Origin of the sequence: Yoonia sp. (assembly GCF_036007805.1) — a bacterium.
Lineage (GTDB): Bacteria > Pseudomonadota > Alphaproteobacteria > Rhodobacterales > Rhodobacteraceae > Yoonia.
In genome coordinates this window covers 18045-40657 of the sequence record NZ_DASYOK010000136.1, presented here as the reverse complement: position 1 = coordinate 40657, position 22613 = coordinate 18045, and the positions used below count along the sequence as shown (strand labels likewise).

Annotated in this window: 27 protein-coding genes and 1 tRNA gene; 16 read left to right on the top strand and 12 right to left on the bottom strand. The window is 57.7% G+C overall.

Annotated features, from left to right (window positions below):
- Positions 1-220: 220 nt before the first annotated feature.
- Positions 221-296 (bottom strand) — tRNA-Thr (locus tag VGP75_RS08040).
- Positions 297-503: 207 nt separating this feature from the next.
- Between VGP75_RS08040 and VGP75_RS08035 the strand changes: the two genes are divergently transcribed.
- The gene (locus VGP75_RS08035; RefSeq protein WP_327543163.1) at positions 504-1385 is read left to right on the top strand and encodes an alpha/beta hydrolase; all 882 of its coding nucleotides are present in this window, start codon (positions 504-506) and stop codon (positions 1383-1385) included.
- 3 nt (positions 1386-1388) lie between these two features.
- Here VGP75_RS08035 and VGP75_RS08030 read toward each other — a convergent pair whose 3' ends face one another.
- Positions 1389-1646: a DUF2312 domain-containing protein gene (locus VGP75_RS08030; RefSeq protein ID WP_327543162.1), complete on the bottom strand. Its 258-nt coding sequence runs from the start codon at positions 1644-1646 to the stop codon at positions 1389-1391.
- 107 nt (positions 1647-1753) lie between these two features.
- Here VGP75_RS08030 and VGP75_RS08025 point away from each other — a divergent pair, with 107 nt between their 5' ends.
- The gene (locus tag VGP75_RS08025) at positions 1754-1969 is read left to right on the top strand and encodes a hypothetical protein (RefSeq protein ID WP_327543161.1); all 216 of its coding nucleotides are present in this window, start codon (positions 1754-1756) and stop codon (positions 1967-1969) included.
- Here the strand turns inward: VGP75_RS08025 and VGP75_RS08020 are convergent.
- Positions 1966-3015, bottom strand: a complete 1050-nt coding sequence (locus VGP75_RS08020) for a phosphotransferase family protein (RefSeq protein WP_327543160.1) — start codon at positions 3013-3015, stop codon at positions 1966-1968. The two genes, VGP75_RS08025 and VGP75_RS08020, sit on opposite strands and share 4 nt — an antisense overlap.
- A 98-nt stretch (positions 3016-3113) precedes the next feature.
- On the opposite strand from VGP75_RS08020, the gene VGP75_RS08015 reads away from it, so the two are divergent.
- The gene (locus tag VGP75_RS08015) at positions 3114-4343 is read left to right on the top strand and encodes an acyl-CoA dehydrogenase family protein (protein WP_327543159.1); all 1230 of its coding nucleotides are present in this window, start codon (positions 3114-3116) and stop codon (positions 4341-4343) included.
- Here the strand turns inward: VGP75_RS08015 and VGP75_RS08010 are convergent.
- Positions 4316-4633, bottom strand: coding sequence for an ArsR/SmtB family transcription factor (locus VGP75_RS08010; protein WP_327543165.1), 318 nt, complete (start codon positions 4631-4633; stop codon positions 4316-4318). The two genes, VGP75_RS08015 and VGP75_RS08010, sit on opposite strands and share 28 nt — an antisense overlap.
- An 87-nt stretch (positions 4634-4720) precedes the next feature.
- On the opposite strand from VGP75_RS08010, the gene VGP75_RS08005 reads away from it, so the two are divergent.
- From VGP75_RS08005 to VGP75_RS07990, 4 genes are read left to right on the top strand one after another with little or no spacing between them, the layout of a single operon-like run.
- The gene (locus VGP75_RS08005) at positions 4721-5584 is read left to right on the top strand and encodes an MBL fold metallo-hydrolase (RefSeq protein ID WP_327543158.1); all 864 of its coding nucleotides are present in this window, start codon (positions 4721-4723) and stop codon (positions 5582-5584) included.
- A 27-nt stretch (positions 5585-5611) separates the two neighbouring features.
- Positions 5612-6037 carry a YeeE/YedE family protein gene (locus VGP75_RS08000; protein ID WP_327543157.1) on the top strand — a complete coding sequence of 142 codons (426 nt, stop codon included), beginning with the start codon at positions 5612-5614 and terminating at the stop codon, positions 6035-6037.
- Positions 6037-6468, top strand: coding sequence for a DUF6691 family protein (locus tag VGP75_RS07995; RefSeq protein WP_327543156.1), 432 nt, complete (start codon positions 6037-6039; stop codon positions 6466-6468). The genes VGP75_RS08000 and VGP75_RS07995 overlap by 1 nt, the downstream gene beginning before the upstream one ends.
- Positions 6469-6477: 9 nt before the next feature.
- Positions 6478-6903, top strand: a complete 426-nt coding sequence (locus VGP75_RS07990) for a protein tyrosine phosphatase family protein (protein ID WP_327543155.1) — start codon at positions 6478-6480, stop codon at positions 6901-6903.
- Here the strand turns inward: VGP75_RS07990 and VGP75_RS07985 are convergent.
- The 5 genes from VGP75_RS07985 to VGP75_RS07965 all read right to left on the bottom strand — a co-directional run bounded on the left by VGP75_RS07985 (position 6900) and on the right by VGP75_RS07965 (position 12731).
- Positions 6900-7973: a FliM/FliN family flagellar motor switch protein gene (locus tag VGP75_RS07985; protein WP_327543154.1), complete on the bottom strand. Its 1074-nt coding sequence runs from the start codon at positions 7971-7973 to the stop codon at positions 6900-6902. The two genes, VGP75_RS07990 and VGP75_RS07985, sit on opposite strands and share 4 nt — an antisense overlap.
- A 43-nt stretch (positions 7974-8016) precedes the next feature.
- Positions 8017-10713 carry an ATP-binding protein gene (locus tag VGP75_RS07980; RefSeq protein WP_327543153.1) on the bottom strand — a complete coding sequence of 899 codons (2697 nt, stop codon included), beginning with the start codon at positions 10711-10713 and terminating at the stop codon, positions 8017-8019.
- Entirely contained in the window at positions 10710-10985 is a 276-nt protein-coding gene (locus tag VGP75_RS07975; RefSeq protein ID WP_327543152.1) for a hypothetical protein, read from the bottom strand. The genes VGP75_RS07980 and VGP75_RS07975 overlap by 4 nt, the downstream gene beginning before the upstream one ends.
- Entirely contained in the window at positions 10982-11350 is a 369-nt protein-coding gene (locus VGP75_RS07970) for a response regulator transcription factor (protein WP_327543151.1), read from the bottom strand. Before VGP75_RS07970 ends, VGP75_RS07975 begins: the two co-directional genes overlap by 4 nt.
- A gap of 79 nt (positions 11351-11429) precedes the next feature.
- Entirely contained in the window at positions 11430-12731 is a 1302-nt protein-coding gene (locus tag VGP75_RS07965) for a short-chain fatty acyl-CoA regulator family protein (RefSeq protein ID WP_327543150.1), read from the bottom strand.
- Positions 12732-12952: 221 nt separating this feature from the next.
- On the opposite strand from VGP75_RS07965, the gene VGP75_RS07960 reads away from it, so the two are divergent.
- From VGP75_RS07960 to aat, 9 genes are all read left to right on the top strand, one after another.
- Positions 12953-14314 (top strand): substrate-binding protein, encoded by a 1362-nt coding sequence (locus tag VGP75_RS07960; RefSeq protein WP_327543149.1) that lies wholly within the window; start codon positions 12953-12955, stop codon positions 14312-14314.
- A 130-nt stretch (positions 14315-14444) separates the two neighbouring features.
- Positions 14445-15476 (top strand): branched-chain amino acid ABC transporter permease, encoded by a 1032-nt coding sequence (locus VGP75_RS07955; protein ID WP_327543148.1) that lies wholly within the window; start codon positions 14445-14447, stop codon positions 15474-15476.
- A gap of 3 nt (positions 15477-15479) precedes the next feature.
- The gene (locus VGP75_RS07950; RefSeq protein ID WP_327543147.1) at positions 15480-16679 is read left to right on the top strand and encodes a branched-chain amino acid ABC transporter permease; all 1200 of its coding nucleotides are present in this window, start codon (positions 15480-15482) and stop codon (positions 16677-16679) included.
- Positions 16680-16690: 11 nt separating this feature from the next.
- Positions 16691-17449 (top strand): ABC transporter ATP-binding protein, encoded by a 759-nt coding sequence (locus tag VGP75_RS07945; protein ID WP_327543146.1) that lies wholly within the window; start codon positions 16691-16693, stop codon positions 17447-17449.
- Positions 17450-17503: 54 nt separating this feature from the next.
- A complete protein-coding gene (locus VGP75_RS07940; protein ID WP_327543145.1) occupies positions 17504-18253 on the top strand; it encodes an ABC transporter ATP-binding protein in 750 nt (249 codons plus the stop codon).
- A gap of 110 nt (positions 18254-18363) precedes the next feature.
- On the top strand, positions 18364-18696 hold the full coding sequence (locus VGP75_RS07935; protein WP_327543144.1) for a hypothetical protein: 333 nt from the start codon (positions 18364-18366) through the stop codon (positions 18694-18696).
- Between the two features lie 118 nt (positions 18697-18814).
- On the top strand, positions 18815-19309 hold the full coding sequence (accB, locus tag VGP75_RS07930) for an acetyl-CoA carboxylase biotin carboxyl carrier protein (RefSeq protein ID WP_327543143.1): 495 nt from the start codon (positions 18815-18817) through the stop codon (positions 19307-19309).
- 10 nt (positions 19310-19319) lie between these two features.
- The gene (gene accC, locus VGP75_RS07925; RefSeq protein ID WP_327543142.1) at positions 19320-20666 is read left to right on the top strand and encodes an acetyl-CoA carboxylase biotin carboxylase subunit; all 1347 of its coding nucleotides are present in this window, start codon (positions 19320-19322) and stop codon (positions 20664-20666) included.
- A gap of 6 nt (positions 20667-20672) precedes the next feature.
- Positions 20673-21323, top strand: a complete 651-nt coding sequence (aat, locus tag VGP75_RS07920) for a leucyl/phenylalanyl-tRNA--protein transferase (RefSeq protein WP_327543141.1) — start codon at positions 20673-20675, stop codon at positions 21321-21323.
- Here aat and VGP75_RS07915 read toward each other — a convergent pair.
- From VGP75_RS07915 to VGP75_RS07905, 3 genes are read right to left on the bottom strand one after another with little or no spacing between them, the layout of a single operon-like run.
- Complete coding sequence (locus VGP75_RS07915; protein WP_327543140.1) at positions 21287-21772, bottom strand: DUF2155 domain-containing protein; 486 nt, start codon at positions 21770-21772, stop codon at positions 21287-21289. The genes aat and VGP75_RS07915 overlap by 37 nt on opposite strands.
- Before the next feature lie 10 nt (positions 21773-21782).
- Complete coding sequence (locus tag VGP75_RS07910) at positions 21783-22166, bottom strand: NADH:ubiquinone oxidoreductase subunit NDUFA12 (protein ID WP_055296442.1); 384 nt, start codon at positions 22164-22166, stop codon at positions 21783-21785.
- A gap of 59 nt (positions 22167-22225) precedes the next feature.
- On the bottom strand, positions 22226-22609 hold the full coding sequence (locus VGP75_RS07905; RefSeq protein ID WP_327543139.1) for a RidA family protein: 384 nt from the start codon (positions 22607-22609) through the stop codon (positions 22226-22228).
- Positions 22610-22613: the final 4 nt, after the last annotated feature.

Below are 22613 nucleotides of genomic sequence, written 5' to 3'. Positions count from 1 at the left end.
CAGCCAGCGTACGAAGACAGGTACGATCCGGCCGTTCACAGAGAAAATTTCCTGATCACAAGAAACATTTCTTTATGACAAATAGCGGTTCGAGACAGGCACGAACCGCGACCCAAACCCAGCGCGGGTCAAAACGCACTTTTCGGGCCGTGTGTCATCCCATTCGTTACCCCCGGGTCGCTCGATGGCCTGACAATATTCGCTAAGTTATTGATTTTAATGGTGCCCCCACACGGACTCGAACCGCGGACCTACTGATTACAAATCAGTTGCTCTACCAGCTGAGCTATAGGGGCACTGGTGCACCGTATCAGGTGCGTCGGATCGACCGAATGCGCGGCGTATAGCAGGGACAAACGGCGGTGTGCAATGGTGATTTCGCATCGCATGCAGAAAAAATTCGCACCATACGTAGCCCGCGCCATCTATGCCGTGATACCTGCTTTCACGCAGGTCAAATCGCCCTATGATAGCGCCACTCGGAACCCGCAAAAGGACCCTTCATGCAAATCGCATTTCATATCGGCGCGAATTGCACAGATGAAGACATGCTGCTGAAATCGGTTCTCAGGAATGCCGACGCCCTGCTCCAGCAAGGTATCGCCGTTCCGGGCCCGGGGCGGTATCGCAAATTGCTGCGCGAGGCGATCGACGGTCTGGATGGCGCGCGCCCCACGCCTGACGCCCGCGATGTGCTGCTGGATGCGATTGTCGAGGACGACAAGATCACCCGCCTTGTGCTGAGCAACGACAATTTCCTCACTGTTCCGCGGCGAATTTTCGATCATGGCGTCTTTTATCATCAGGCCGAAAAGAAGGTCCGCGGTTTACACAGTCTCTTCCCCAATGATGACATCACGCTCTTCATGGGGATGCGGCACCCCGCCAGCTTTCTGCAGGAAACCGCGACGCGCGCCGGTGTCACTGGTCTGGGAGAGTATCTTGGTCTGCTCCCGCCTCTTGAATTGCGCTGGTCGGACGTGATCCGCCGCATCAAACGCGCCGCACCGCAGACCCCGCTTTACGTCTGGTGTAACGAAGACACCCCGCTGATCTGGGAAGAGCTGATCCGGCTCTTCTCCGGCATTCCGGCGGATATGCCGGTTGCGGGCCAGATTGATGTGTTATCGGGCATTGTCAGCGCCGAAGGACTGGCGTTGCTTACATCAGGGATCGCGGCGCTGGACTATGACGATGTCGACGCGCGGCAGGACCTGATTGCCGATATTCTGGAAACACACGCCCTGCCCGAGCAGGTGGAAGAGAGCATCGACCTGCCCGAACTGAACGAGGATGTAGTTCGGGCGATGACCGAATCCTATGAGGCCGATCTTGATCTGATTGGCCAGATGGAAGGGGTGGAGCTGATCCTCCCCTTCGACTGATCCTTACATGCCAAGTGCGGCTTTATACATATCCAGCACGGCTTCTTCTTCGGCCAGATCATTGGCATCGCGCTTGCGGATAGCCACGATCTTGCGCAGGACTTTGGTGTCGTAACCGCGCCCTTTGGCTTCGGCCATCACCTCTTTTTGCGCGTCTGCGATATCTTTCTTTTCCGCCTCAAGACGCTCGTAGCGCTCAACAAACTGCCGGATTTCCTGGCCTGCGACGGTGCTTGCGGTATCGGTCACTGAATCGTTCATCAAAGCTCTCCTGAAAAGTTGCCTTTCACTAGCCCCTGCCCTTGATCCCCGCAACCCTTGCGCCGACACCTGTGGCACGCTAGGTCCGGCAAAAAGAGGTATTGATCATGGAAATCGTCGTTTGGATTGGTGCGGGTCTCTCGGTCGTCGGGCTATGCGGGATCGTCTACAGCATTGTGGCCGTCACAAAGGCCAAACGCGCGAACCTGCCCGATGAGGAGTTGCGCGCCCGCATCGCGAAGGTCCTGCCGGTCAACCTCGGGGCGCTGCTGATTTCGGTCATTGGCCTGATGGCCGTGGTGATCGGGGTGATGCTGGGCTAAAGGTCTGCCCCTTCGTGCATGACAATCGTGGCCATTGCCGCCAGCGCAGGCACCGCCGCACCATATTTGCGCGCCATCGCAGGGTTTGAGGCATTGCCGGCTGCGGCACGCGCCGCGACACCGGCCAGAATTGCCGCCAGCCGAAAGAAGGCAAACACCAGATAGAAAGGCCAGTTGTCGATCCGGTCCAGTCCCCGCCGCGCCGCGTAGGCGGCCACATATTGCGCCTCATCCGGAAGGCCGTAAGCCGCGCGGTCGATCCCGCCCAACCCGCGCATGTCGCCCGCGTTAGGCAGCCGCCACTGCATGCATTGATAGGCCAGATCGGCCATCGGATGGCCCAGCGTTGACAGCTCCCAATCCAGCAGACCCGCGATTTGCGGGGCATCAGGCGCAAACATGATATTATCGAGCCGGTAATCCCCGTGCACCAGCGCGACCTGTCCGTCATCGGGGGGCAGATGCGCGCCAAGCCACGCCATGATGTCTGTCATTGCCTCCGAGGGCGTGTCGGTCGAAGCCAGATATTGCTTGCTCCAGCGGTCCAACTGGCGGGCAAAATAATTGCCCGGTTTGCCAAAATCAGCCAAACCAACTGCCGCGGGATCAATATCGTGCAACGCCGCCAAAGCCGCATTCATCGCATCATAGATTGCCCTGCGCTCATCGGGGTCACTATCAGGCAAGGCCGGATCCCAAAAGATACGCCCCGGCAGATAGCGCATGACGAAAAACGCGCGTCTGCTGGGGGAAACCGCCGCCTCTGCCAGATGCAGCACGGCGGGCACCGGCACATCCGTCTCGGCCAAGGCCTGCATCACACGAAATTCGCGTTCAACAGCGTGAGCGGAGGGAAGCAACCGCCCGGGCGGTTTGCTGCGCAAGACATAGGTGCCGCTGTCGGCGGTGAGCTGATAGGTCGGGTTCGATTGGCCTGTGCCGAATTTCGTCACCGCCGTCAGCCCCGCAAATTCGGGGATCGCATTGCTCAGATATGCATCCAGATCAGGCAGGCTGGTCCCAAGGTTCTTTGCGGCTTCTTTCATGACCGCATTAGGGCTGGCCGCTGGCCGAACTGCAAGCCTTTGATTGACACCCCGCCCCCACGGTGCACGATAGCGCAACACAAATACGGGGCGCGAAAATGGACCTTGGACATACCGAGCGGCTTTTGCCGGTACTTGCGGCGGTGAAAACTATGATCACCGATGAGATCGCCCCTTTGGACGCAGAATTCCTGTCCGAGGTCAGTATCGGCGACCGTTGGACATTTACCCCACGCCAGACCGAAATCCTCGAAGGGCTCAAGACCAAGGCGAAAGAACGTGGGCTTTGGAATTTCTGGGACACCTTCCGCGATGGTCCGCAGTTGAGCACGGTGGAATATGCCTATCTGGCCGAGGAAATGGGCAAGAGCCATCTCGCCGCCGAGGTTTTCAACTGCAATGCGCCTGACACCGGCAATATGGAGGTGTTTGCCCGCTACGGCACCGACGCCATGAAAGACAGATGGCTCAAACCGCTGATGGCGGGCACGATCCGCTCGGCCTATCTGATGACAGAGCCGGATATCGCGAGTTCGGATGCAACGAATATCGCCATGCGCTGCGAACGCGACGGGGACAGCTATGTCCTGAACGGCCAGAAATGGTGGGCCACGGGGGCAGGTGATCCGCGCTGTGCCGTGCATATCGTGATGGTGCGCACTGCCCATGACGGGCCCAAACATCAACAACATTCCATGATCGTCGTCCCTGCCGACACCCCCGGCATCACGAAACTGCGCGCGATGGAGGTTTACGGCCATGACGATGCCCCCCACGGCCATATGCATTTCCGCTATGACGATGTGCGTGTGCCTGCTGCGAACATGCTGCTGGGTGAAGGGCGCGGTTTCGAGATTGCGCAAGGGCGGCTTGGGCCGGGGCGAATCCACCACTGTATGCGCGCGATCGGTCAGGCCGAGAAGGCGCTGCAACTGATGTGTCAACGGTCCTTGGCACGCGAAGCATTTGGCAAACCGCTCGCGCAGCTTGGCGAGAACTTTGATATCATCGCAAAGGCGCGCATGGATATCGAACAGGCGCGGCTCTTGTGCCTGAAAGCGGCCTGGATGATGGATCAAGGCGACAAACGCGCCGCCGCCCCCTGGATCAGCCAGATCAAGGTGGTGGCCCCGCAAATCGCGCTCGATATCACGGATAAGGCGGTGCAGATGTATGGGGCAGCAGGCGTGTCACAAGACACGCCACTGGCACGGCAATGGACCCACTTGCGCACACTGCGACTTGCCGATGGGCCCGATGCTGTGCATCGCAGGCAGGTGGCACGGGCCGAGCTTGCAGGTTATTCAGCTGGGCAGAACAGCTCGTAAATCCGTTCAAGCAAAGGGCGGATACGCGGGTCGGCAAGGCTATAGCGCATGCTGCGACCGTTTCGCTCGCAGGAAACAAGCCCTTCGCTGCGCAGGCGCAATAGCTGACCGGACACATAAGATTGGCTCGCACCAAGCGCTGCTTCCAGCTCGCTCACGCTCATATCGCCAGGCACCAAAGCACATAAAATGCGCAAGCGGCCAGCGTTTGACAGCGATTTGAGAAGGTCAGCTGCCTGCGCTGCTGCCTCATCCATTGGGTCTGCAAGTTCTTGAACCGGATTCTTCATAACGAACAAGGTACCTCATAAAAAGATACATTTCAACATTGAAATGTGTTTCGAATTCCCTATTTTAGATATCAAAGGAGATTCGATATGACCCCAGATGTAAAAGCATTCTTCGACGACGCAACCAACACTGTATCTTATGTTGTCCGCGAGCCGGAAGGTCGCACCTGTGCGATCATTGATAGTGTGTTGGATTATGATCCCGCCTCAGGGCGCACGAATATGAAATCCGCTGATGCAATCATCGCTTGGGTCAAGGCCGAGGATTTGCAGGTTGCATGGATCCTCGAAAGCCATGTCCACGCCGACCACCTTTCAGCGGCGCCCTATCTGCAAGAGCATCTGGGCGGCAAGATCGGGATTGGTGCGAATATCACCATTGTGCAGGACACCTTCGGCAAGGTCTTTAATGAAGGCACAGAATTCCAGCGGGATGGATCGCAGTTCGATGCGTTGTTCGAAGATGGTGACAGTTTCCACATCGGACAAATGCGCGCTGACGTGCTGCATACGCCCGGCCACACACCTGCTTGCCTCACTTATGTGATCGGCGACGCCGCTTTTGTGGGCGACACACTCTTCATGCCTGATTTCGGGACAGCCCGTTGCGACTTCCCCGGTGGCTCGGCCGAGGATCTTTATGCCTCGATCCAGAAAATTTTGTCCCTGCCCGACGAGACCCGCATTTTCGTGGGCCACGACTATAAGGCGCCGGGGCGTGATGAATTTGCTTGGGAAACCACCGTCGGCGAGCAAAAGGCGTTGAACGTCCATATCGGTGCAGGGCGTCCGATGGAAGACTTCGTATCCATGCGCCAGGAACGGGATGCAAAACTTGGCATGCCACGGCTGATCTTGCCGTCATTGCAGACAAATATGCGCGCGGGGAACCTTCCCGAGCCGGAAGACAACGGGCAACGCTACTTCAAAGTGCCCATTAACACACTGTAAAACCTACGGAACAGAATAGGACTAAACATGCCAATAGATTGGATCATGGGGCTCGTCGGTGGCGTACTCATCGGAACGGCTGCTGCGATTTTCCTGCTCGTGAACGGGCGGATCATGGGCGCATCGGGTATCATCGGCGGCCTCGTCGATGGCAGCGGGCGCAGCGACTGGCAAGAGCGCGCGGCGATGATTGCGGGTCTGTTTATCGTGCCCGGCATCGCGGCACTGGCGATGGGCGGATCAGAAACAAACCTGACCAGCAACTGGGCCATCATCATCGCGGCTGGCCTTTTGGTGGGCATTGGCACGCGGATTGCCAATGGCTGCACCTCGGGCCATGGCGTCTGCGGGATTTCGCGCCTGTCACTGCGCGGCATCGTCGCCACCGCCTTCTACATCGGTGCAGGCGGTCTGACCGTCGTGCTCTTCAAACATGTGCTGGGAGTAATCTGATGCGCACCTTCGTTTCTTTCCTTGTCGGGTCACTCTTCGGCCTTGGCCTGTTGATATCGGGCATGACGAACACATCCAAAGTGCAAGGCTGGCTTGATATTTTTGGCGACTGGGATCCGACGCTGGCCTTCGTGATGGGCGGTGCGATCATTCCGATGGCCATCGCATGGCGGTTCACAATCGGGCGCAAACCGGTCCTGGCCGAAGCCTTCCCTCCCGCGCCCGAACAGTCACTGGGCCGCAATCTTGTGCTTGGGTCTACTTTGTTCGGCATGGGCTGGGGGCTGGCAGGACTATGCCCCGGGCCGGCCATCGCATCTCTGAGTTTCGCAGGCCCTGGCGGCTGGCTCTTTGTAGCCGCAATGATCGCTGGCATGTTGGTTGCACCTTCCTTGCGCGCGCGTATGGACCAAAAGGCCGTAGCGGTTTAAGGAACACCTATGGATATTCGCCACATAAGCCCGAGCTATGCCGTCACCCCGCAAATCGCAGTGGAGGATATCCCTGCGATTGCCGAGGCCGGTTTCAAAACAATCATCTGCAACCGACCCGATGCAGAGGTCCCACCGTCCCATCAGGCCATTGCTATTGAGGCCGCGGCCAAGGCCGCAGGTCTGGACTTTGTGATCAACGAAGTGACGCATCAGACGCTGAACATGGATATGGTCACAAAGCAGAAGGCAGCGATGGACGCATCAAGCGGTCCCACCCTTGCCTACTGCGCGTCCGGCACGCGGTCTTCGATTGTTTGGGCGCTGGGACAGGCCAGCGCGATGTCGGCCGATGATATTCTTTCTGCAACATCGGCTGCAGGCTATGATCTTGGCGGGATGCGCCCACAATTGAATGCGCTTGCAGCCAGTTAGTGCGGGTCAGTGTTCACAGATATGTCCGGTAAATCGGGCATATCATCGCCCGTGATATCCTGCGCGTTTGGCTGATCAATCGTTTCTGGTTGCGCTCCCGGCAAATCCACCGGGGGCGCTATTGATTCATCATCCATCACATCGCCCATACCAAGCTGCGTTGTGATTGCTTGATTTTGTAATTCTGCAAGCTGTGGCGCAGGGGCGGATTCAAGCCGTACGGCGCGATAGCCGCCCATCTGACCCAGTTTCGCCTGTGCCACTTCATGGCCGTCAGGGGACAAAAGCCGCACCGAATGCACTGTACATCCGGGTAACGGCAGGACGGTCCCCACTTGCAACGACTGTGCTGTCGCCAATGAAAGCGGCGCGCGATACAAAAGCGCCTCAAGACAGGCGGGGGCATCACGGACGTTTTCCCGAAAAATCTGCTGCCAGTCAACCGGCGGGGGCGGTGCCGTTTCTGGCGCTGCGGCGACTTCGACCAGCGGCAGCGCGATCACCAATTGCGCGTGACGATCCGCAACCCCGAGATCAACGCCCATCCGGACAATCCGATAGGTGCAGTCTGTCAAAACAAGCCCCGCAGCACGCGCACTTTCCACTTTTGTGCCAATGACAACACCGTCCATCCAGCCTTCAAGCGGGGTTCCGAGAACGGCATGTGGAAAAGCGCCGAGAAAACCGCACAGCACCGGATCGCAGAGCACCTTATCCGTATGCGTCGGCACCCGCGTTTCAGCGGGCCGCGCCAGCACCGCACCCATGGTTTCCATTTCCAGCACAGCCGCGCGCATTTCCATATCCAGCGCGATCAGACCTGACAGCACGCCGTCGCGTTCCAGCCCCACCAGCATCAGGTCCGTCCCCAAGGTCGCCAGCATATCATCCAGCGCTGTCACCTCTTCCCCAACGCTTTCGACCGTGAGCACGAGGCCAACACTATCATTGGCAGCCTTGGTCAGCGCCAAACGCACAGCACGCGAAGAACTCAGCGGATTTTCAGTCTCCCCCTGCCCTTGCGGACGGGTCATCCGCCGCAGCAATGTCACATGTGTGCCTGTCGTCATTTGCCTGCCACAGATATTGAGCCTTTGTGATAGGCAAAATTGGTTACGTTTCTTCTAACGCCACCATTGTTTTCACCTTCGGCAACCAGACCCGAAACGCGGCACCGCAGTTTTGCGGCAGATAATGTACCTCACCGCCCAAACGCTGCATGATTTCGCGACAAATCGCGAGCCCAAGCCCCGCACCGCCCGCCTTGGACCCATCCGCAACGCGCGAGAATTTCTCAAAGATCAGTTCCTGCTTGTCAGGCGCAATCCCACTCCCGTTGTCTATGAAATCAACAAGATAAGCTGCGTCATCCTGGGTGACCTTGATCGTCAGATGCGGGGCCTTGGCATCACAGTATTTCTGCGCATTCGCGATCAAATTGATAAAGACCTGCCCCAGCCGGTCCATGTCCGTCGTCAAGGTCACATCCTCTGACGCCCGGTCGCGACTGATTTTCAGCGATCCTTCATGCAGCCCCGCAGCCCGCACCGCACGATCCAGCAGGTCTGACAGCCGCCCAGTCTGGTCACGCAATTCGACCTGGCCATTTTCCAGCACCGACAGATCCAGCAAATCATCCAGCAGCCGTGTCAGGCGCACGGCCTCGTCATAGATAATGCCTGCATATTTCTCGTGCTCGGCATCACTTGTGACCCCATCGCGCAGGATGTCCGAGAATGACCGGATCGAGGTCATTGGCGTACGCAGTTCATGGCTGATCTGGCTCAGGAACGAGTCCTTCTGGATGGACAGCGCCGTCAGCTTGTCGTTCGCTGCGCGCAACGCGCGCGCGGTCCGTTCCTGCTCTTTGGATTTCGCCTCAAGGCGGTTGGAATATTCCAGGATTTGCGCAGCCTCATCCGCCACCGCGATCAGGTCTTCCACCGACACGCTGCTGCCGCCAATCAATTGGCCGATCATCGCGTGGGCGGTGGCCGCCCCCACGGATCCTGCCAGATCACGCTCCAGCCTTTCGATGAAATCCGAGGTCACCTCGGGCAGATAACCGACCTTGCCTTGGCGCAGCGCCTCTGCCTCGAAGATGGCCTGCGCTTCGGGGCCGCCAAGAATACGCTGGGACATGATCAACAGATCCTCGGCGCCTGTGGCAGCACCTGTCCACGCCGGTGCGGCGGTAGAATGATCAAACACATTGACGAATTGCGCACCCTGCAACCGCTCGAGCGGGGCGGGAAAAGTGACCAGTGAAAACAGGATAAATGCGCTGGTATTTAACAGCATGGACCATATGATCCCGTGAACCAATGGATCCAGACCGTTCGTGCCAAAAAGCGCTTGTGGTCGCAGCCATGACAATCCGTATGGTCCCTGATCCATCACAGTCTGGCTGATAACGGCATCAACACCGAAGCTGGGCAGGAACAGGGTCCACATCCAGATCACCAAACCGGTGATCAGCCCCGCTGCAGCCCCGACGCCCGTGGCACCGCGCCAGAAGATGCCGCCGATCATCGCGGGCAGGATCTGCACCGACCCAGTAAAGGAGATCAAACCAATAGCGGCCAGCGCCGTACCGCCCCCGGAAATCCGGTAATAGACAAACCCAAGCAGCAGAATACCTGCAACCGAAAGCCGCCGTGACAGCAAGATCACATGGCGCACATCCCCCGAAATCACCGCCTGCTGGCTGCCCTGCAAATAGAGCCAGAAGGGGACGACCATATGGTTCGAAACCATTGTCGCCAATGCGATCGTCGCCACAATCACCATGGATGTGGCAGAAGAGAACCCGCCCAAGAACGACAGCACCGCCAAACCGCCACGCCCTTCACTCAGCGGCACCGTCAGAACAAAAAGGTCGGGGTTGCTTCCGGCAGGCATCAGTTCAAGCCCGATGACGGCGATGGGCACCACAAAGAGGCTCATCATGAAAAGATAAAGCGGAAAGGCCCAGCTTGCGATATGCAGGTGGCGTTCATCCGCATTCTCGATCACCAGAACCTGAAACATGCGCGGCAGGCAAAGAAACGCAGCCCCCGAGAGGAAAATGAGGCTGATCCAGCGCCCGCTTTCCTGATTCCAAAGCACAATGTCGGACTGATCAATCCGCGTCAGCATCTCGCTTGGTCCACCCGCAATGCCCCAAACGACAAAAATGCCAACAGCCACCAGCGCGCAGAGCTTGACCACTGCCTCAACCGCGATGGCGATCACAACGCCGTGGTGGCGTTCGTTGGCATCAAGATTGCGGGTGCCGAAGATCACGGTAAAGACCGCAAGACCGACCGCGACCCAGAGGGCAGTGAAGTTGAAATCGTTTTGCGCCCAGTCAACGCCCTCGGTCTGCGCGAAGACTGCGAAAGACAGTGTGACCGATTGCAGTTGTAGCGCGATATATGGCATGGCCGCGATGACCGAGATGACCGTTACAATCACACCCAACTGCGTCGATTTGCCAAACCGCGACGACACCAGATCCGCGATCGAAGTAATCCGCTGTGCCCGCCCGATCCGCACCAGACGGCGCAACACCCACCACCAACCAACCATAACCAAAGTGGGGCCAAGGTAGATGGTAACAAACTCGAGCCCGGAACGCGCGGCATAGCCAACGGCACCATAAAACGTCCAGCCTGTACAATAGATGCTGAGCGAGAGCGTGTAGATCCAAGGCGAGGTCAGCCAGTTGGAATGTCCATTCGCCGCGCGGCGTTCCGCCATAAAGGCGATCGTGAAGAGCAGAACCACATAGCCCAAAGCAATGAACATCAGGGCGTTGAAGGACATCATTCGTCTGATGTCTCTTTATGGTCCTGCTGCGGGATCGACCGCATCAGACCGGAGAGCACAGCCGTCAACGCAATCAACGCGATCCACACACCGAAAATATAAACCAACGCCGATGCGTTTGTTGTGGCACCTTGTGCATCGTCCTGCCAGGCAAGCGGCATCGCCCACAAGACTGCCCCCAGCACCGGGACAAGCTTGGCCGCATCACGCACGCGCCGCTGGCGATAGCTGGCTTTCTGCAGAAAGACTGGCGGTTTGGGGCGTTGGCTCATGCCCCTATCAGGTTGCGCACGTGGTTGCGCACCTCTTCATTTGAAAACGGCTTTGTCATGAACAGTGATGCACCAAGGCGCATGGCAAGTTCACGATCCTTCTCCTGACCGCGCGCAGTCAGCATCATCACCGGCGTTGATTTGGTCACTTCGTGACCGCGCAGGTCGCGCAAGATGTCAAAACCGCTACGCCCGGGCAACATGACATCAAGGATTATCATATCGGGCGGCAAGGCCAACACCTTTGCCATCGCAGATGTGCCATCTTCATGTGTATGCACAGTCCACCCATCGCGCGACAGTATAAAGCTGATCGCCTCGATGATGTTTGGCTCATCCTCGATCAGCAGGACACGTTTGCCCATATTATCGCCTCCCCTTGCGATATCCTCTTTTTGCAAAGAGACCCCTCGATTGAAACTATCACGGCAAATACGGCAACTGTCAAAGTTCTGATGAAGGACCGACGCCTCCGATTGCAGGTTCACGGCGGCTGCGACATGCCGTACGCGGGCAAATCCGGCACGATAAACCGACGCCATACGGCGCTGTGGCCGATTCAGGCGGATCCGGCAAAACAAGCATCATGCTTTGCAACGCAGACGGGGCATCAAAGAGAACTGGCCCCACAGGTTCCGCCAAGGCAAAACACAAAAACCGCGTGGCATTGGGGGCCGGCATTTGCACATCCATCCGGATCGGCTGATGCGGGCGGCTTAGCGCCCCATAAAGCGGCCAGAGCGGACAGGCCCCGCCAGTGCGTGGCATCGTAAAACCCGGCACCGTTTTGATGAATATCAGCGCCCCGGATGCATCGCACACCACCAGCCCCATCGGCGGATGCCCGTGACTGGCTGGAAGCTGTGCCAAACGCCGCATCACCTGAGGCAGGCGCGCGTCAAGGCGCTGGGCAATCGCGGCGGGGTCATAGTTCAGGGCGCGCGCCGTCTTTTCAAAGGCCGCCAACGGCAGCGCCGCCACATCGCCAGCATAGACCTGCAATACGCGAAGCAGCACCTTTTCCGCAGGCCCCTGCAAACCTGCCTCTTTTGCGACGACTGCCGGATCAGCGCCATCCTCGAGTGACGCCACATGAAAACCCGACTTCGCAAGATACCCCTCGACCACCTCAAAGGGTGAACCGGAATGTTCCAGCACCGCCTCAGGCGCCTCGAGGTAGGTGATCAGGGCTTCACTGCTGTTGGCCAGTCGCAAGCTGTCATTGTGGATATTTTCGTGAAATCTACGCTGCCAGTCTTGGTCGATATCCTCGGGGCCGACAAGAATGGACGCTGTTGAGCGGATCGCAGACACAGCCGAGATCACCTCGTGCAGCGAGCCTGCAAGTTGCGGATCATAGGAAATACGATCTGTGAGGATCCGGCTCTTTTCCTCAAGTGCCGCGATCCTGCGCGCCTGGGTTGCGATCAGTGCCCCCCACCCCGGGTACCGCGCGGCAAGCTCTTCGGTACGCGCGACCTCGACGCGATCACCCAGGCTGGCCGCCGCGCTGCGCATCTCATCCAGCATCTCCCGCTCGGCACCATCAGCCAGAAGTGCGGTGTCCACTTCAAGTACGCGCGCAAGGTCGGCAAGGAGTTTTCCACCGATTCTTCGCCGATTGTGTTCGATCAGGTTCAAATAGGATGGGGAAATACCCACTGTTTCTGCAACAGCAGCCTGTCGCAGGCCGCGATCCAGCCGTTTTTCACGTATACGGGACCCAACAAGGCTACCACGAGACACTCAGAATTCTCCCATAGGTTTCAGTTGCTTTCTGCACGCGCAGGAAAAATCGTTGACAGAATGTGAAAATAATTTGTTCACGAATTTACAAATAAGTCCAGCCCCAAGAATGCCTTATTGTCGAAATGGGGGATCGTCTCTGACACTGGTAAAGTACTGTTAAGTGCTCGATGGCTGGGGGAAGAGGATCATCCAGCTTCAACCTTTAAGGGAGGATAATAATGTCCAACAATAGTTTCTCGCGTCGTGGCGTGCTCAAAACTGGTATGGTAGCCAGTGCTGGCCTCGCTCTGCCGCAGTATCTGCGCGCGCAAGAGTCCGGTTTTACCAATGCGCCAGGCGCCAGCGAGGTCGTCCTTGGCTTCAACGTGCCACAGACAGGCCCATACGCAGACGAGGGTGCAGACGAACTGCGCGCGTTCGAACTTGCCGTTGAGCACCTGAACGGTCAAGGCGACGGCGGCATGTTGCAGACGTTCTCGTCAAAGGCACTGGACGGCACAGGTATTCTGGGTCGCGAAGTCAAATATGTGACGGGTGATACGCAGACCAAATCAGACGCCGCGCGTGCATCCGCGCGTTCGATGATCGAAAAAGACGGCGCCATTATGATTTCCGGTGGTTCGTCCTCCGCTACGGCCGTGGCAATGCAGGCGCTTTGCCAAGAGGCAGGCATTATCTTCATGGCGGGCCTGACACACGCAAACGACACGACGGGGAAAGACAAGCGGGCTAACGGTTTCCGCCACTTCTTCAACTCCTACATGTCCGGCGCGGCACTCGCACCGGTTCTGACGGCGCAATACGGAACAGACCGTAAAGCTTACCACCTGACAGCGGACTACAACTGGGGTTACACCACAGAAGAAGCCATCCGCACATCCACCGAAGCGCTGGGTTGGGAAACTGTCAACACGGTTCTGACACCGCTGACACAGACGGACTTTTCGTCCTACATCGCGCCTGTTCTGAACTCCGGTGCCGACGTTCTGGTTCTGAACCACTACGGCGGGAACATGGTGAACTCGCTGACCAACGCAGTTCAGTTCGGCCTGCGCGAAGCCTCTGCCAACGGCAAGAACTTCGAAATCATCGTGCCGCTCTACTCCGAGCTGATGGCACGTGGTGCGGGATCAAGCATCGCCGGCATCTTCGGATCGCAGAACTGGGACTGGAAGCTCGAGAACGAGCTGGGTTCGCGTTTCTCGGGTACCAACGCATTCGTGCGTTCGTTCGGCACAAAGTACGGCTTCCCGCCATCACAGGCGGCGCACACCTGCTATGTGCAGACCCTGCTTTACGCAGACGCCGTGACACGCGCAGGTTCGTTCAACCCGTGTGCAGTTGACGAAGCCCTCGAGAATTTCGAGTTCGACGGTCTCGGCAACGGCCCGACACTGTACCGTGCCGAAGACCACCAGTGCTTCAAGGACGTTGTCGTCGTGAAGGGGAAAGAGAACCCCGAAGACGAATTCGACCTCGTTGAGATCGTGGAAGTCACGCCAACAGAGCAAGTTACTTACGCACCTGATCACCCGCAGTTTGCTGGTGGTGCATTGGGTACATGTAACCCGGGCGCATAATCAAAAAACAGTATCAGGTCACCCTTAGGGGTGGCCTGAACCCTTTCGGGTCAATTCACGCCGCTCTTCGGCAGTGGACTGGCAAAGAGCACCCGCAGCTCACCCCCAATAACTGATCAGAGGTCACACGATGGACCAGTTCATTCTTCAAATTCTCAACGGGCTGGATAAAGGCTCGGCTTACGCGCTGATTGCGCTCGGTCTGACACTCATCTTCGGGACGCTTGGCGTTGTGAATTTTGCCCACGGTGCATTGTTCATGCTTGGTGCCTTCGTCGCAGTCACGGTAAGCAAGATCTTGACCCTGAGCCACAAGGTTGTGGACGAGACGCGGACAGACTTTCTGGGTAACCCCCTGCAATTCGACGTGCCCTATCTTTATGATTTCTTCGGCCAGGCCGCGGGTGATACCATCATTGATTGGGCGGTGCCCATATCGATCCTTGTGGCCATCCCGATCATGGTCGGCATCGGTTTCGCAATGGAGAGGGGCCTGATCAAGTACTTCTACAAGCGCCCCCATGCGGACCAGATCCTCGTGACCTTTGGCCTTGCCATCGTGATCCAGGAGATCGTCAAATATTTTTACGGCGCCAACCCGATCCCGACCCCTGCACCGGAAGCCTTTGTCGGCAGCTTTGATTTTGGTGTGATCCTCGGATTTGATCCAAACGCAATCATCTATCCCTACTGGCGTCTGGTCTATTTCTTCTTCTCGGTTGTGATAATCGGTGCAGTCTTTGCCTTCTTGCAGTTCACCACCTTCGGCATGGTTGTTCGGGCCGGCATGGCGGACCGCGAGACCGTAGGCATACTTGGCATCGACATCGACAAGCGGTTCACCATCATGTTCGGTATCGCCGCCGCAGTCGCGGGCTTGGCCGGTGTTATGTACGCGCCCATCAATTCACCCAACTATCATATGGGCATGGACTTTCTGGTGCTCAGCTTTGTGGTGGTCGTTGTGGGCGGCATGGGCTCTTTGCCCGGTGCGGTCGCAGCAGGGTTCATGCTGGGTATTCTGGAAAGCTTTGCCTCTATGTCAGCGGTCATCGACCTGCTGCCGGGCATCAACCAGATCATCATTTACCTGGTCGCAATTATCATTTTGTTGACACGTCCGCGTGGCCTGATGGGTCGCAAAGGCGTGATGGAGGAATAAGCAATGCTCGGTCTCGAAAAGAAAGACTTCCGGCTGCTCATGATCGTCATCGGTCTGACGCTGTTCGCCCCGTTCCTGCTCAATCCCTTCCCCGAAGGCTCGGACCTGGCACAATTCAACGCAGGCTATCCTGACCTGATGCAGCGTTTTGTGATCTTTGGCATCTTCGCCATCGGTTTCAATATCCTGTTTGGCCTGACCGGCTATCTGTCCTTTGGTCACGCAGCCTTTCTGGGGGCCGGTTCATATGGTGCGGTCTGGATGTTCAAACTGCTCAGCATGAACGTGCTGCCGGCGATTGCGATCAGTGTTCTGATTGCCGCGGTGTTTTCACTGGTGATCGGCTATATTTCGCTGCGGCGATCGGGAATCTATTTCTCGATCCTCACGCTGGCCTTTGCGCAGATGTCGTTCGCGCTTGCCTATTCGGTGCTGACGCCGATCACGGGCGGTGAGACCGGCCTGCAACTCGCACTAAGCGATCCGCGTATCTTTGGCGTATCGCAGACAGCTACGGGCAATATTCCTGTGCCCGCCCTGTTCGGTTTGGAAATGCGGTCAAGCTATCAATGGGAAGTGGGAGGATGGCTGTTCACATTCTCTACCGGATACTATCTGGCGGCATTCTTCATGGTCTTGTCGTTCTACCTGTCGATCCGCATCTTCCGTTCACCGTTTGGCATGATGCTGCGTGCGATCAAATCCAACCAGACCCGGATGAGCTATACAGGTCTGAACGCTCGGCCCTACACGCTTGCGGCCTTTGTCATCTCTGGCATGTATGCGGGTCTAGCCGGTGGTCTGATGGCATCAATGGACCCTCTGGCGGGGGCCGAGCGGATGCAGTGGACCGCATCGGGCGAGGTGGTTCTGATGACGATCCTTGGTGGTGCAGGTACATTGATCGGCCCGGTTCTTGGCGCGGGTATGATCAAATACTTCGAAAACATCTTCTCCAAGATCAACGAAACAATCCTGCACGGGTGGTTCGCCTTCCTGCCGGATGGACTTGAGAATGTGGTTGTCGCGATGATCTATCCGTTCATCGGCAAAGGCTGGCACCTGACTTTGGGCATCATGTTCATGCTGGTCGTGATCTTCCTGCCCGGTGGCCTTGTCCAAGGTGGCCAGAAGATAGGGGCTCTCTTCAGCCGCAAGAAAGCCGAAGAGACCAAGCCAAACGCCACTGAACCGGCCGAATAAGGAGACAGACGATGGGTTTGTTAGAAGTAAAAGGCATCAACAAGCGGTTTGGTGGTTTGCAGGCGCTGGGTGACGTGAACCTGAGCATCAAGGAAAACACCACCCACGCGATCATCGGACCAAACGGCGCTGGCAAATCGACCTTGCTGAACGTGCTGGTGGGCAAGCTGATCCCCGATAGCGGATCGGTCATGTTTGACGGGCAATCGGTACTGGGGCGCAAGCCGCACGAGATCAACCAGATGGGGATCAGCCGCGTGTTCCAGACACCGGAAATCTTCAGCGATCTGAGTGTGTTTGAAAACGTCATGATCCCTTGCTTTGCAAAACGTGATGGTGCGTTCCGGATGCATGCAATTGAAAGCATCTTCGCGGAAAAGGGCATCCAGCAGCAGGCCGAGGCGATCCTCGACGACGTCAACATGCTTGAGAAACGCAATATGCTGGCCTCGAGCTTGTCACGCGGCGACAAGCGGCGCCTCGAAATGGCGATGTGTCTGGTGCAAGATCCAAAACTCTTGCTCTTGGACGAACCCACTGCGGGCATGGCACGGGCGGATACGCAGAACACGATCGCTCTGCTCAAGGAAATCCGCGAAAAGCGCGGGATCACGATGGCCATCATCGAGCATGACATGAATGTGGTGTTCTCATTGGCCGAGCGGATCACCGTGCTGGCACAGGGCACACCGCTTGTGGAAGACACCCCTGACAACATCAAAGGGCACCCCAAGGTGCGCGAAGCATATCTGGGCGAGACGCAAGTCTAATACCCGCGGGTCCTAGCAATAGGGCCCGGCTGGCCCAATACCGGAGTTACAAACATGAACGCACCTTTCAACAAGAACGCCAATAACGCCGCCACCCACCCTGCTTTCCTGAGCTTGTGGGAGGTTGAGGCCTATTACGGCGAAAGCTACATCGTCCAGAACGTGAGCTTCAACATCCACGAGGGCGAGATCCTCGCGCTTTTGGGGCGCAACGGCGCTGGCAAGACATCAACGCTGCGCACCATCGCGCGCCTGGATGATCCGGCAGTGACCCATGGCGAAATCTGGCTGGACCACAAACCCCTGCACGAGATGAAAGCCCATGAGGCGGCACAACACGGTATTTCCCTTGTGCCAGAGGACCGCCGCATCATCCCCGGCCTGACCGTGGAAGAAAACCTGCAACTGGCCCAGATCGCCCCGCCCAAAGGCTGGTCTCTGGAACGGATTTACGAGCTGTTCCCGCGTCTGGGCGAGCGCCGCAAACAAGACGGCGTCACCCTGTCGGGCGGCGAGCAGCAGATGCTGTCGATCGCCCGTGCGCTGGCCCGTGACATCAAAGTGTTGCTTCTGGACGAACCCTACGAGGGTCTCGCTCCGGTCATCGTGCAGGAAATCGCCAAAACGCTGGGCGTGATCCGTGATCAAGGCATTACAACCGTGATCGTGGAACAAAACGCAGTTGCCGCGCTGAAACTGGCGGACCGCGCGGTAATCCTCGACATCGGCAAGGTCGTCTTTGACGGCTCTGCAAAAGAGGTTCTGGAAAATACCGCGTTGCGCGAACAATACCTCGCCATTTGATCCCGCGTTAATCTTAAATCGCAGAGATATTCATCTCTGCGGTTAAGGGTTCAGTAATCCGGAAAAGCGATTCTTGACGTGTCAACTTCACGCTTTTCGGAGCCCTGATTATGGAAATACCGCTTTCTTTTCCGGCGCCCGCGGCCGCCACTGCCGTTGGTCCTATCCTACCCCGCGCTATCACGACCAAGGTGCAGGCAATCGAACCAACAGACCCCAGCGCCACACTGCCTGACAACAAACACTATGTGGCACAGGTGGTGACGGCGCGGTTATCCGGTGCGGAATACCCCGATAATCCGTCAGAAATAGCCCCGCCAGAACGGACGTTGCGGCCCTATGACGTGCCGATGCTGCCTTACGAGAGCGAAAGCGCGACCAACCCACCAACCGCAGCAGATGCAACGACCGCATCGGATGATCGTGACGAAACGACAGCATAAGCGTTTTTCCAGATCGCTGCGCTTTCCACCTTCGTTGGCTTGCCCTATAAGAACGCTGATGCTTTGTGACGTAACGTCGCCAAAGCCAGAATAATATGGGCAACCGGCCGAGGAAAACATGGGCAACAAAACTTCTCACGATAGCGACGTCAGCTTTATTGCGGCACTGGCCGAGCTGTTGCGCGAAAATGATCTGACTGAACTGCAAGTCAAAAGGGACTATGGCGAAAACGACAGCCTGAACGTGCGTGTCAGTCGCCAGACCCAAACCATCGTGCAGGCCAGCGCCCCTGTGGCCTCAGCCCCTGCCGCGCTTGCCCCTGCGGCACCGACCGCGCCAGCTGCCCCCGCAGCCGATATGTCGGACCCATCCAATCACCCCGGTGCGGTGACATCCCCCATGGTCGGCACAGTCTATATGGCCCCCGAGCCAGGGGCGGCCCCTTTTGCGACAGTCGGCGCGACAGTCAAGGAAGGCGACACGATCCTGATTATCGAAGCCATGAAAACCATGAACCACATTCCTGCGCCGCGCGCTGGCACGATCAAACGTATTCTGGTCGAAGATGGTGGTCCGGTCGAATTCGGCGCACCTCTTGTGATCATCGAATAAGGGCAGACCCATGTTCGATAAAATCCTTATCGCGAACCGGGGCGAAATCGCCTTGCGCGTTGTGCGCGCCTGCCGCGAAATGGGCGTGAAATCCGTCGCAGTGCATTCCACCGCTGACGCGGACGCCATGCACGTGCGCATGGCGGATGAGGCGATCTGCATCGGCCCCCCCTCTTCAGCGCAGAGCTATCTGTCATTTCCCGCAATTATCTCGGCGTGTGAAATCACGGGCGCGCAGGCCATTCACCCCGGTTACGGCTTTCTGTCCGAAAACGCGGCCTTTGTGCAGGCGGTCGAAGACCACGACCTGACATTCATCGGGCCCACAGCCGAACATATCCGCGTCATGGGCGACAAGATCACCGCCAAAGACACGATGAAAGCATTGGGTGTGCCTTGTGTGCCCGGTTCGGACGGTGGCGTTCCGACCTTGGCTGATGCCAAGCGCATTGGCGAGGAAGTCGGCTATCCGGTTATCATCAAAGCCACGGCTGGTGGCGGTGGGCGCGGCATGAAAGTGGCGCAAACCGCCGCTGACATGGAGCAGGCGTTCCATTCGGCCCGCGCCGAAGGCAAAGCCGCTTTCGGAAATGACGAAGTCTATATCGAGAAATATCTGACCACGCCGCGCCACATCGAAATTCAGGTCTTTGGCGATGGGAAAGGCAACGCAGTCCACCTTGGTGAACGTGACTGCTCGCTCCAGCGCCGCCACCAGAAGGTCTTTGAAGAGGCCCCCGGCCCTTGCATCACACCCGAGCTGCGCGCACGGATCGGCAAGGTCTGTGCCGATGCTGTCGCCAAGATCAACTATATCGGTGCAGGCACAATCGAGTTCCTTTTTGAAAACGACGAGTTCTATTTCATTGAAATGAACACGCGTTTGCAGGTGGAACATCCTGTGACCGAGGCCATCTTTGGCGTCGATCTGGTGCGCGAACAGCTTCGCGTTGCCTCCGGTCTGCCCATGTCGTTCACGCAGGACGATCTGCGGATCAACGGGCATGCCATTGAAGTGCGGATCAACGCAGAAAAACTGCCGAACTTTTCGCCCTGCCCCGGCACGATTACCCAATATCACGCGCCCGGTGGTTTGGGTGTCCGGATGGATTCGGCACTCTATGACGGATATCGCATCCCACCTTACTACGACAGTCTGATCGGCAAGCTGATTGTGCATGGCCGCGATCGCCCGGAGGCGCTTGCACGACTGGAGCGCGCTTTGGGTGAGTTGATCGTCGACGGCGTCGATACCACGATCCCTCTTTTCCACGCGCTCCTGGCCGAAAAAGCCGTGCAAACCGGTGACTATAACATCCACTGGCTTGAACACTGGCTTGAAGAACACCTCAACTAGCGCGCCATGAAAGACAACGCGCCCACCCTGCCTGCCGATCTGCTTTTGCAGGCCTATCAGGTGGGCGTGTTTCCGATGTCAGAGGGGCGCGACGATCCGGAAGTGTTCTGGGTCGATCCACGCATGCGCGGCGTGTTCCCCTTGGACGGTTTCCGCATTTCCCGCAGTCTGGCGCGGCGGATGCGGCAAAGCGCGTATACTGTCACGTTTGATGCGGCTTTTGCCGATGTTGTGCGCGGATGTGCGGACCGCGATGAGACATGGATCAACGCCACCATCTTTGATCTTTACTGCGCATTGCACGCAACCGGCTTTGCCCATTCCATTGAGGTTTGGGACCAAGAGCGGCTTGTCGGCGGGGTTTACGGTGTGACCATCGGGGCGGCGTTCTTTGGCGAAAGCATGTTCAGCCGCGCCACGGATGCATCAAAAATTGCGCTTGCCTATCTGGTGGACCGGCTCCGCCTCTCAGGGTTTCAGCTTTTTGATACGCAGTTCATTACACCGCACCTGGCCAGTCTGGGTGCTGTTGAAATTCCGCGCGAACACTATCATGCGCTCTTGGCGCCAGCGCTTTCACATAACGTTTCTTTTGATGCAAAAAGCCCCGTCCCGACCGCTCAGGACGTGATACAGCGCAACGCCCAAACGTCGTAGCGGGGGTGGTCCATCGCGTTCAGCGCGGGGGATGAGGCCAGCATCCAGCCGCTGAAAAGCGGTGTGGCTTCGCGCGTATCCCGCACCAGAAGCGCGGTAAATGCATCGCCCGACGGGTTGTCGACAGGATAACGGCAGTCGGTCATCGTGACTGTCAGAAAGCCCAGACTGGCGGTTTCACCTGTGCCAAGGGTCAGGTCGGTGACATAGCCTGTCAGCTTGTCCAACACACGCAGTTCGCCTGATGTGGCACTGGCAACCTGCAACGTAACGGCCTCTGTCACGGTCGTCAGCAGCTCTTCTTCTTCCTCGTTGGGAACCGTCGTCAATTGACCGATCAGCTCATCCAGCGGGATCTGGTCAATCGGGGTGGTCACAATTTCCTGCGCGCCAAGGGGTGCTGCGATCAGGGAAAGGCCAAGAAGGGAAGATGCAAAAAATGACCGCATGACAGCGCGCCTATTCCGGCGTCCACGCCTCATAGTCCGAGCGTGCGACGGGAGCTTTGCGACGGATAGAACCCGCCGGGGCATAGGCCGCCATGGTGCCGGTCAGGTTTTCCTGATGCGGTTTTTCCCATGCTTTATGCGCAACGGGCACTTCTGTCGGTGGTTGATCCCATGTGTGATGCAGCCAGCCATGCCATTCAGGTGTTACGCGCGTGGCCTCGTTGTCGCCGTTGTAAATCACCCAGCGGCGGCTGTCGTCCTTATTGCGGTAATAGATATTGCCCTCGGCATCCTCACCGACTTTCGTGCCATTGCGGCTTGTCCAAAGCTGGGTGCCAAAAGACTGGCCGTCCCACCATGTGAAAATGCGTTTGATGTTGTGACCGAGGCTCATATCACGTCTCCGATTGATGTGCCTTTCATGCACGAACGGCGCCGAAAGGTCCAGTGGGTTCAGGCGGGGACCCGCGCAGTCACTTCGATTTCGATCTTCATTTCCGGCGACTGCAGGTCCGCAGAAATCATCGTCGCGGCAGGTCTTGCCTGCGCGAAGGCCTGCGATGTGATGGGCCAGCATTTCGGCCATTCGGATTTGTCCGGCACGATGTAGGTGACACGCACCGCATGATCGAGCCCACTGCCCGCCTCTTCCAAGGCTTTGGCGATCGTTGCGAGGGTATTTTCGCACTGCTCTTCAATGGTCTCGGGCATGACCATGCGGGCATAATCATATCCCGTTGTACCGGCTACAAAAACCCAGCCATCAGCGACGACAGCACGGCTATAGCCGATTTGCGACTCGAAGGGGGATCCGGTGCTGATGTGACGGACGCTCACGGTC

Coding starts and splice junctions, on each gene's coding strand:
- VGP75_RS08035 (WP_327543163.1), top strand. CDS start 504: ATGCAAATCGCATTTCATATCGGCGCGAATTGCACAGATGAAGACATG.
- VGP75_RS08030 (WP_327543162.1), bottom strand. CDS start 1,646: ATGAACGATTCAGTGACCGATACCGCAAGCACCGTCGCAGGCCAGGAA.
- VGP75_RS08025 (WP_327543161.1), top strand. CDS start 1,754: ATGGAAATCGTCGTTTGGATTGGTGCGGGTCTCTCGGTCGTCGGGCTA.
- VGP75_RS08020 (WP_327543160.1), bottom strand. CDS start 3,015: ATGAAAGAAGCCGCAAAGAACCTTGGGACCAGCCTGCCTGATCTGGAT.
- VGP75_RS08015 (WP_327543159.1), top strand. CDS start 3,114: ATGGACCTTGGACATACCGAGCGGCTTTTGCCGGTACTTGCGGCGGTG.
- VGP75_RS08010 (WP_327543165.1), bottom strand. CDS start 4,633: ATGAAGAATCCGGTTCAAGAACTTGCAGACCCAATGGATGAGGCAGCA.
- VGP75_RS08005 (WP_327543158.1), top strand. CDS start 4,721: ATGACCCCAGATGTAAAAGCATTCTTCGACGACGCAACCAACACTGTA.
- VGP75_RS08000 (WP_327543157.1), top strand. CDS start 5,612: ATGCCAATAGATTGGATCATGGGGCTCGTCGGTGGCGTACTCATCGGA.
- VGP75_RS07995 (WP_327543156.1), top strand. CDS start 6,037: ATGCGCACCTTCGTTTCTTTCCTTGTCGGGTCACTCTTCGGCCTTGGC.
- VGP75_RS07990 (WP_327543155.1), top strand. CDS start 6,478: ATGGATATTCGCCACATAAGCCCGAGCTATGCCGTCACCCCGCAAATC.
- VGP75_RS07985 (WP_327543154.1), bottom strand. CDS start 7,973: ATGACGACAGGCACACATGTGACATTGCTGCGGCGGATGACCCGTCCG.
- VGP75_RS07980 (WP_327543153.1), bottom strand. CDS start 10,713: ATGATGTCCTTCAACGCCCTGATGTTCATTGCTTTGGGCTATGTGGTT.
- VGP75_RS07975 (WP_327543152.1), bottom strand. CDS start 10,985: ATGAGCCAACGCCCCAAACCGCCAGTCTTTCTGCAGAAAGCCAGCTAT.
- VGP75_RS07970 (WP_327543151.1), bottom strand. CDS start 11,350: ATGGGCAAACGTGTCCTGCTGATCGAGGATGAGCCAAACATCATCGAG.
- VGP75_RS07960 (WP_327543149.1), top strand. CDS start 12,953: ATGTCCAACAATAGTTTCTCGCGTCGTGGCGTGCTCAAAACTGGTATG.
- VGP75_RS07955 (WP_327543148.1), top strand. CDS start 14,445: ATGGACCAGTTCATTCTTCAAATTCTCAACGGGCTGGATAAAGGCTCG.
- VGP75_RS07950 (WP_327543147.1), top strand. CDS start 15,480: ATGCTCGGTCTCGAAAAGAAAGACTTCCGGCTGCTCATGATCGTCATC.
- VGP75_RS07945 (WP_327543146.1), top strand. CDS start 16,691: ATGGGTTTGTTAGAAGTAAAAGGCATCAACAAGCGGTTTGGTGGTTTG.
- VGP75_RS07940 (WP_327543145.1), top strand. CDS start 17,504: ATGAACGCACCTTTCAACAAGAACGCCAATAACGCCGCCACCCACCCT.
- VGP75_RS07935 (WP_327543144.1), top strand. CDS start 18,364: ATGGAAATACCGCTTTCTTTTCCGGCGCCCGCGGCCGCCACTGCCGTT.
- accB (WP_327543143.1), top strand. CDS start 18,815: ATGGGCAACAAAACTTCTCACGATAGCGACGTCAGCTTTATTGCGGCA.
- accC (WP_327543142.1), top strand. CDS start 19,320: ATGTTCGATAAAATCCTTATCGCGAACCGGGGCGAAATCGCCTTGCGC.
- aat (WP_327543141.1), top strand. CDS start 20,673: ATGAAAGACAACGCGCCCACCCTGCCTGCCGATCTGCTTTTGCAGGCC.
- VGP75_RS07915 (WP_327543140.1), bottom strand. CDS start 21,772: ATGCGGTCATTTTTTGCATCTTCCCTTCTTGGCCTTTCCCTGATCGCA.
- VGP75_RS07910 (WP_055296442.1), bottom strand. CDS start 22,166: ATGAGCCTCGGTCACAACATCAAACGCATTTTCACATGGTGGGACGGC.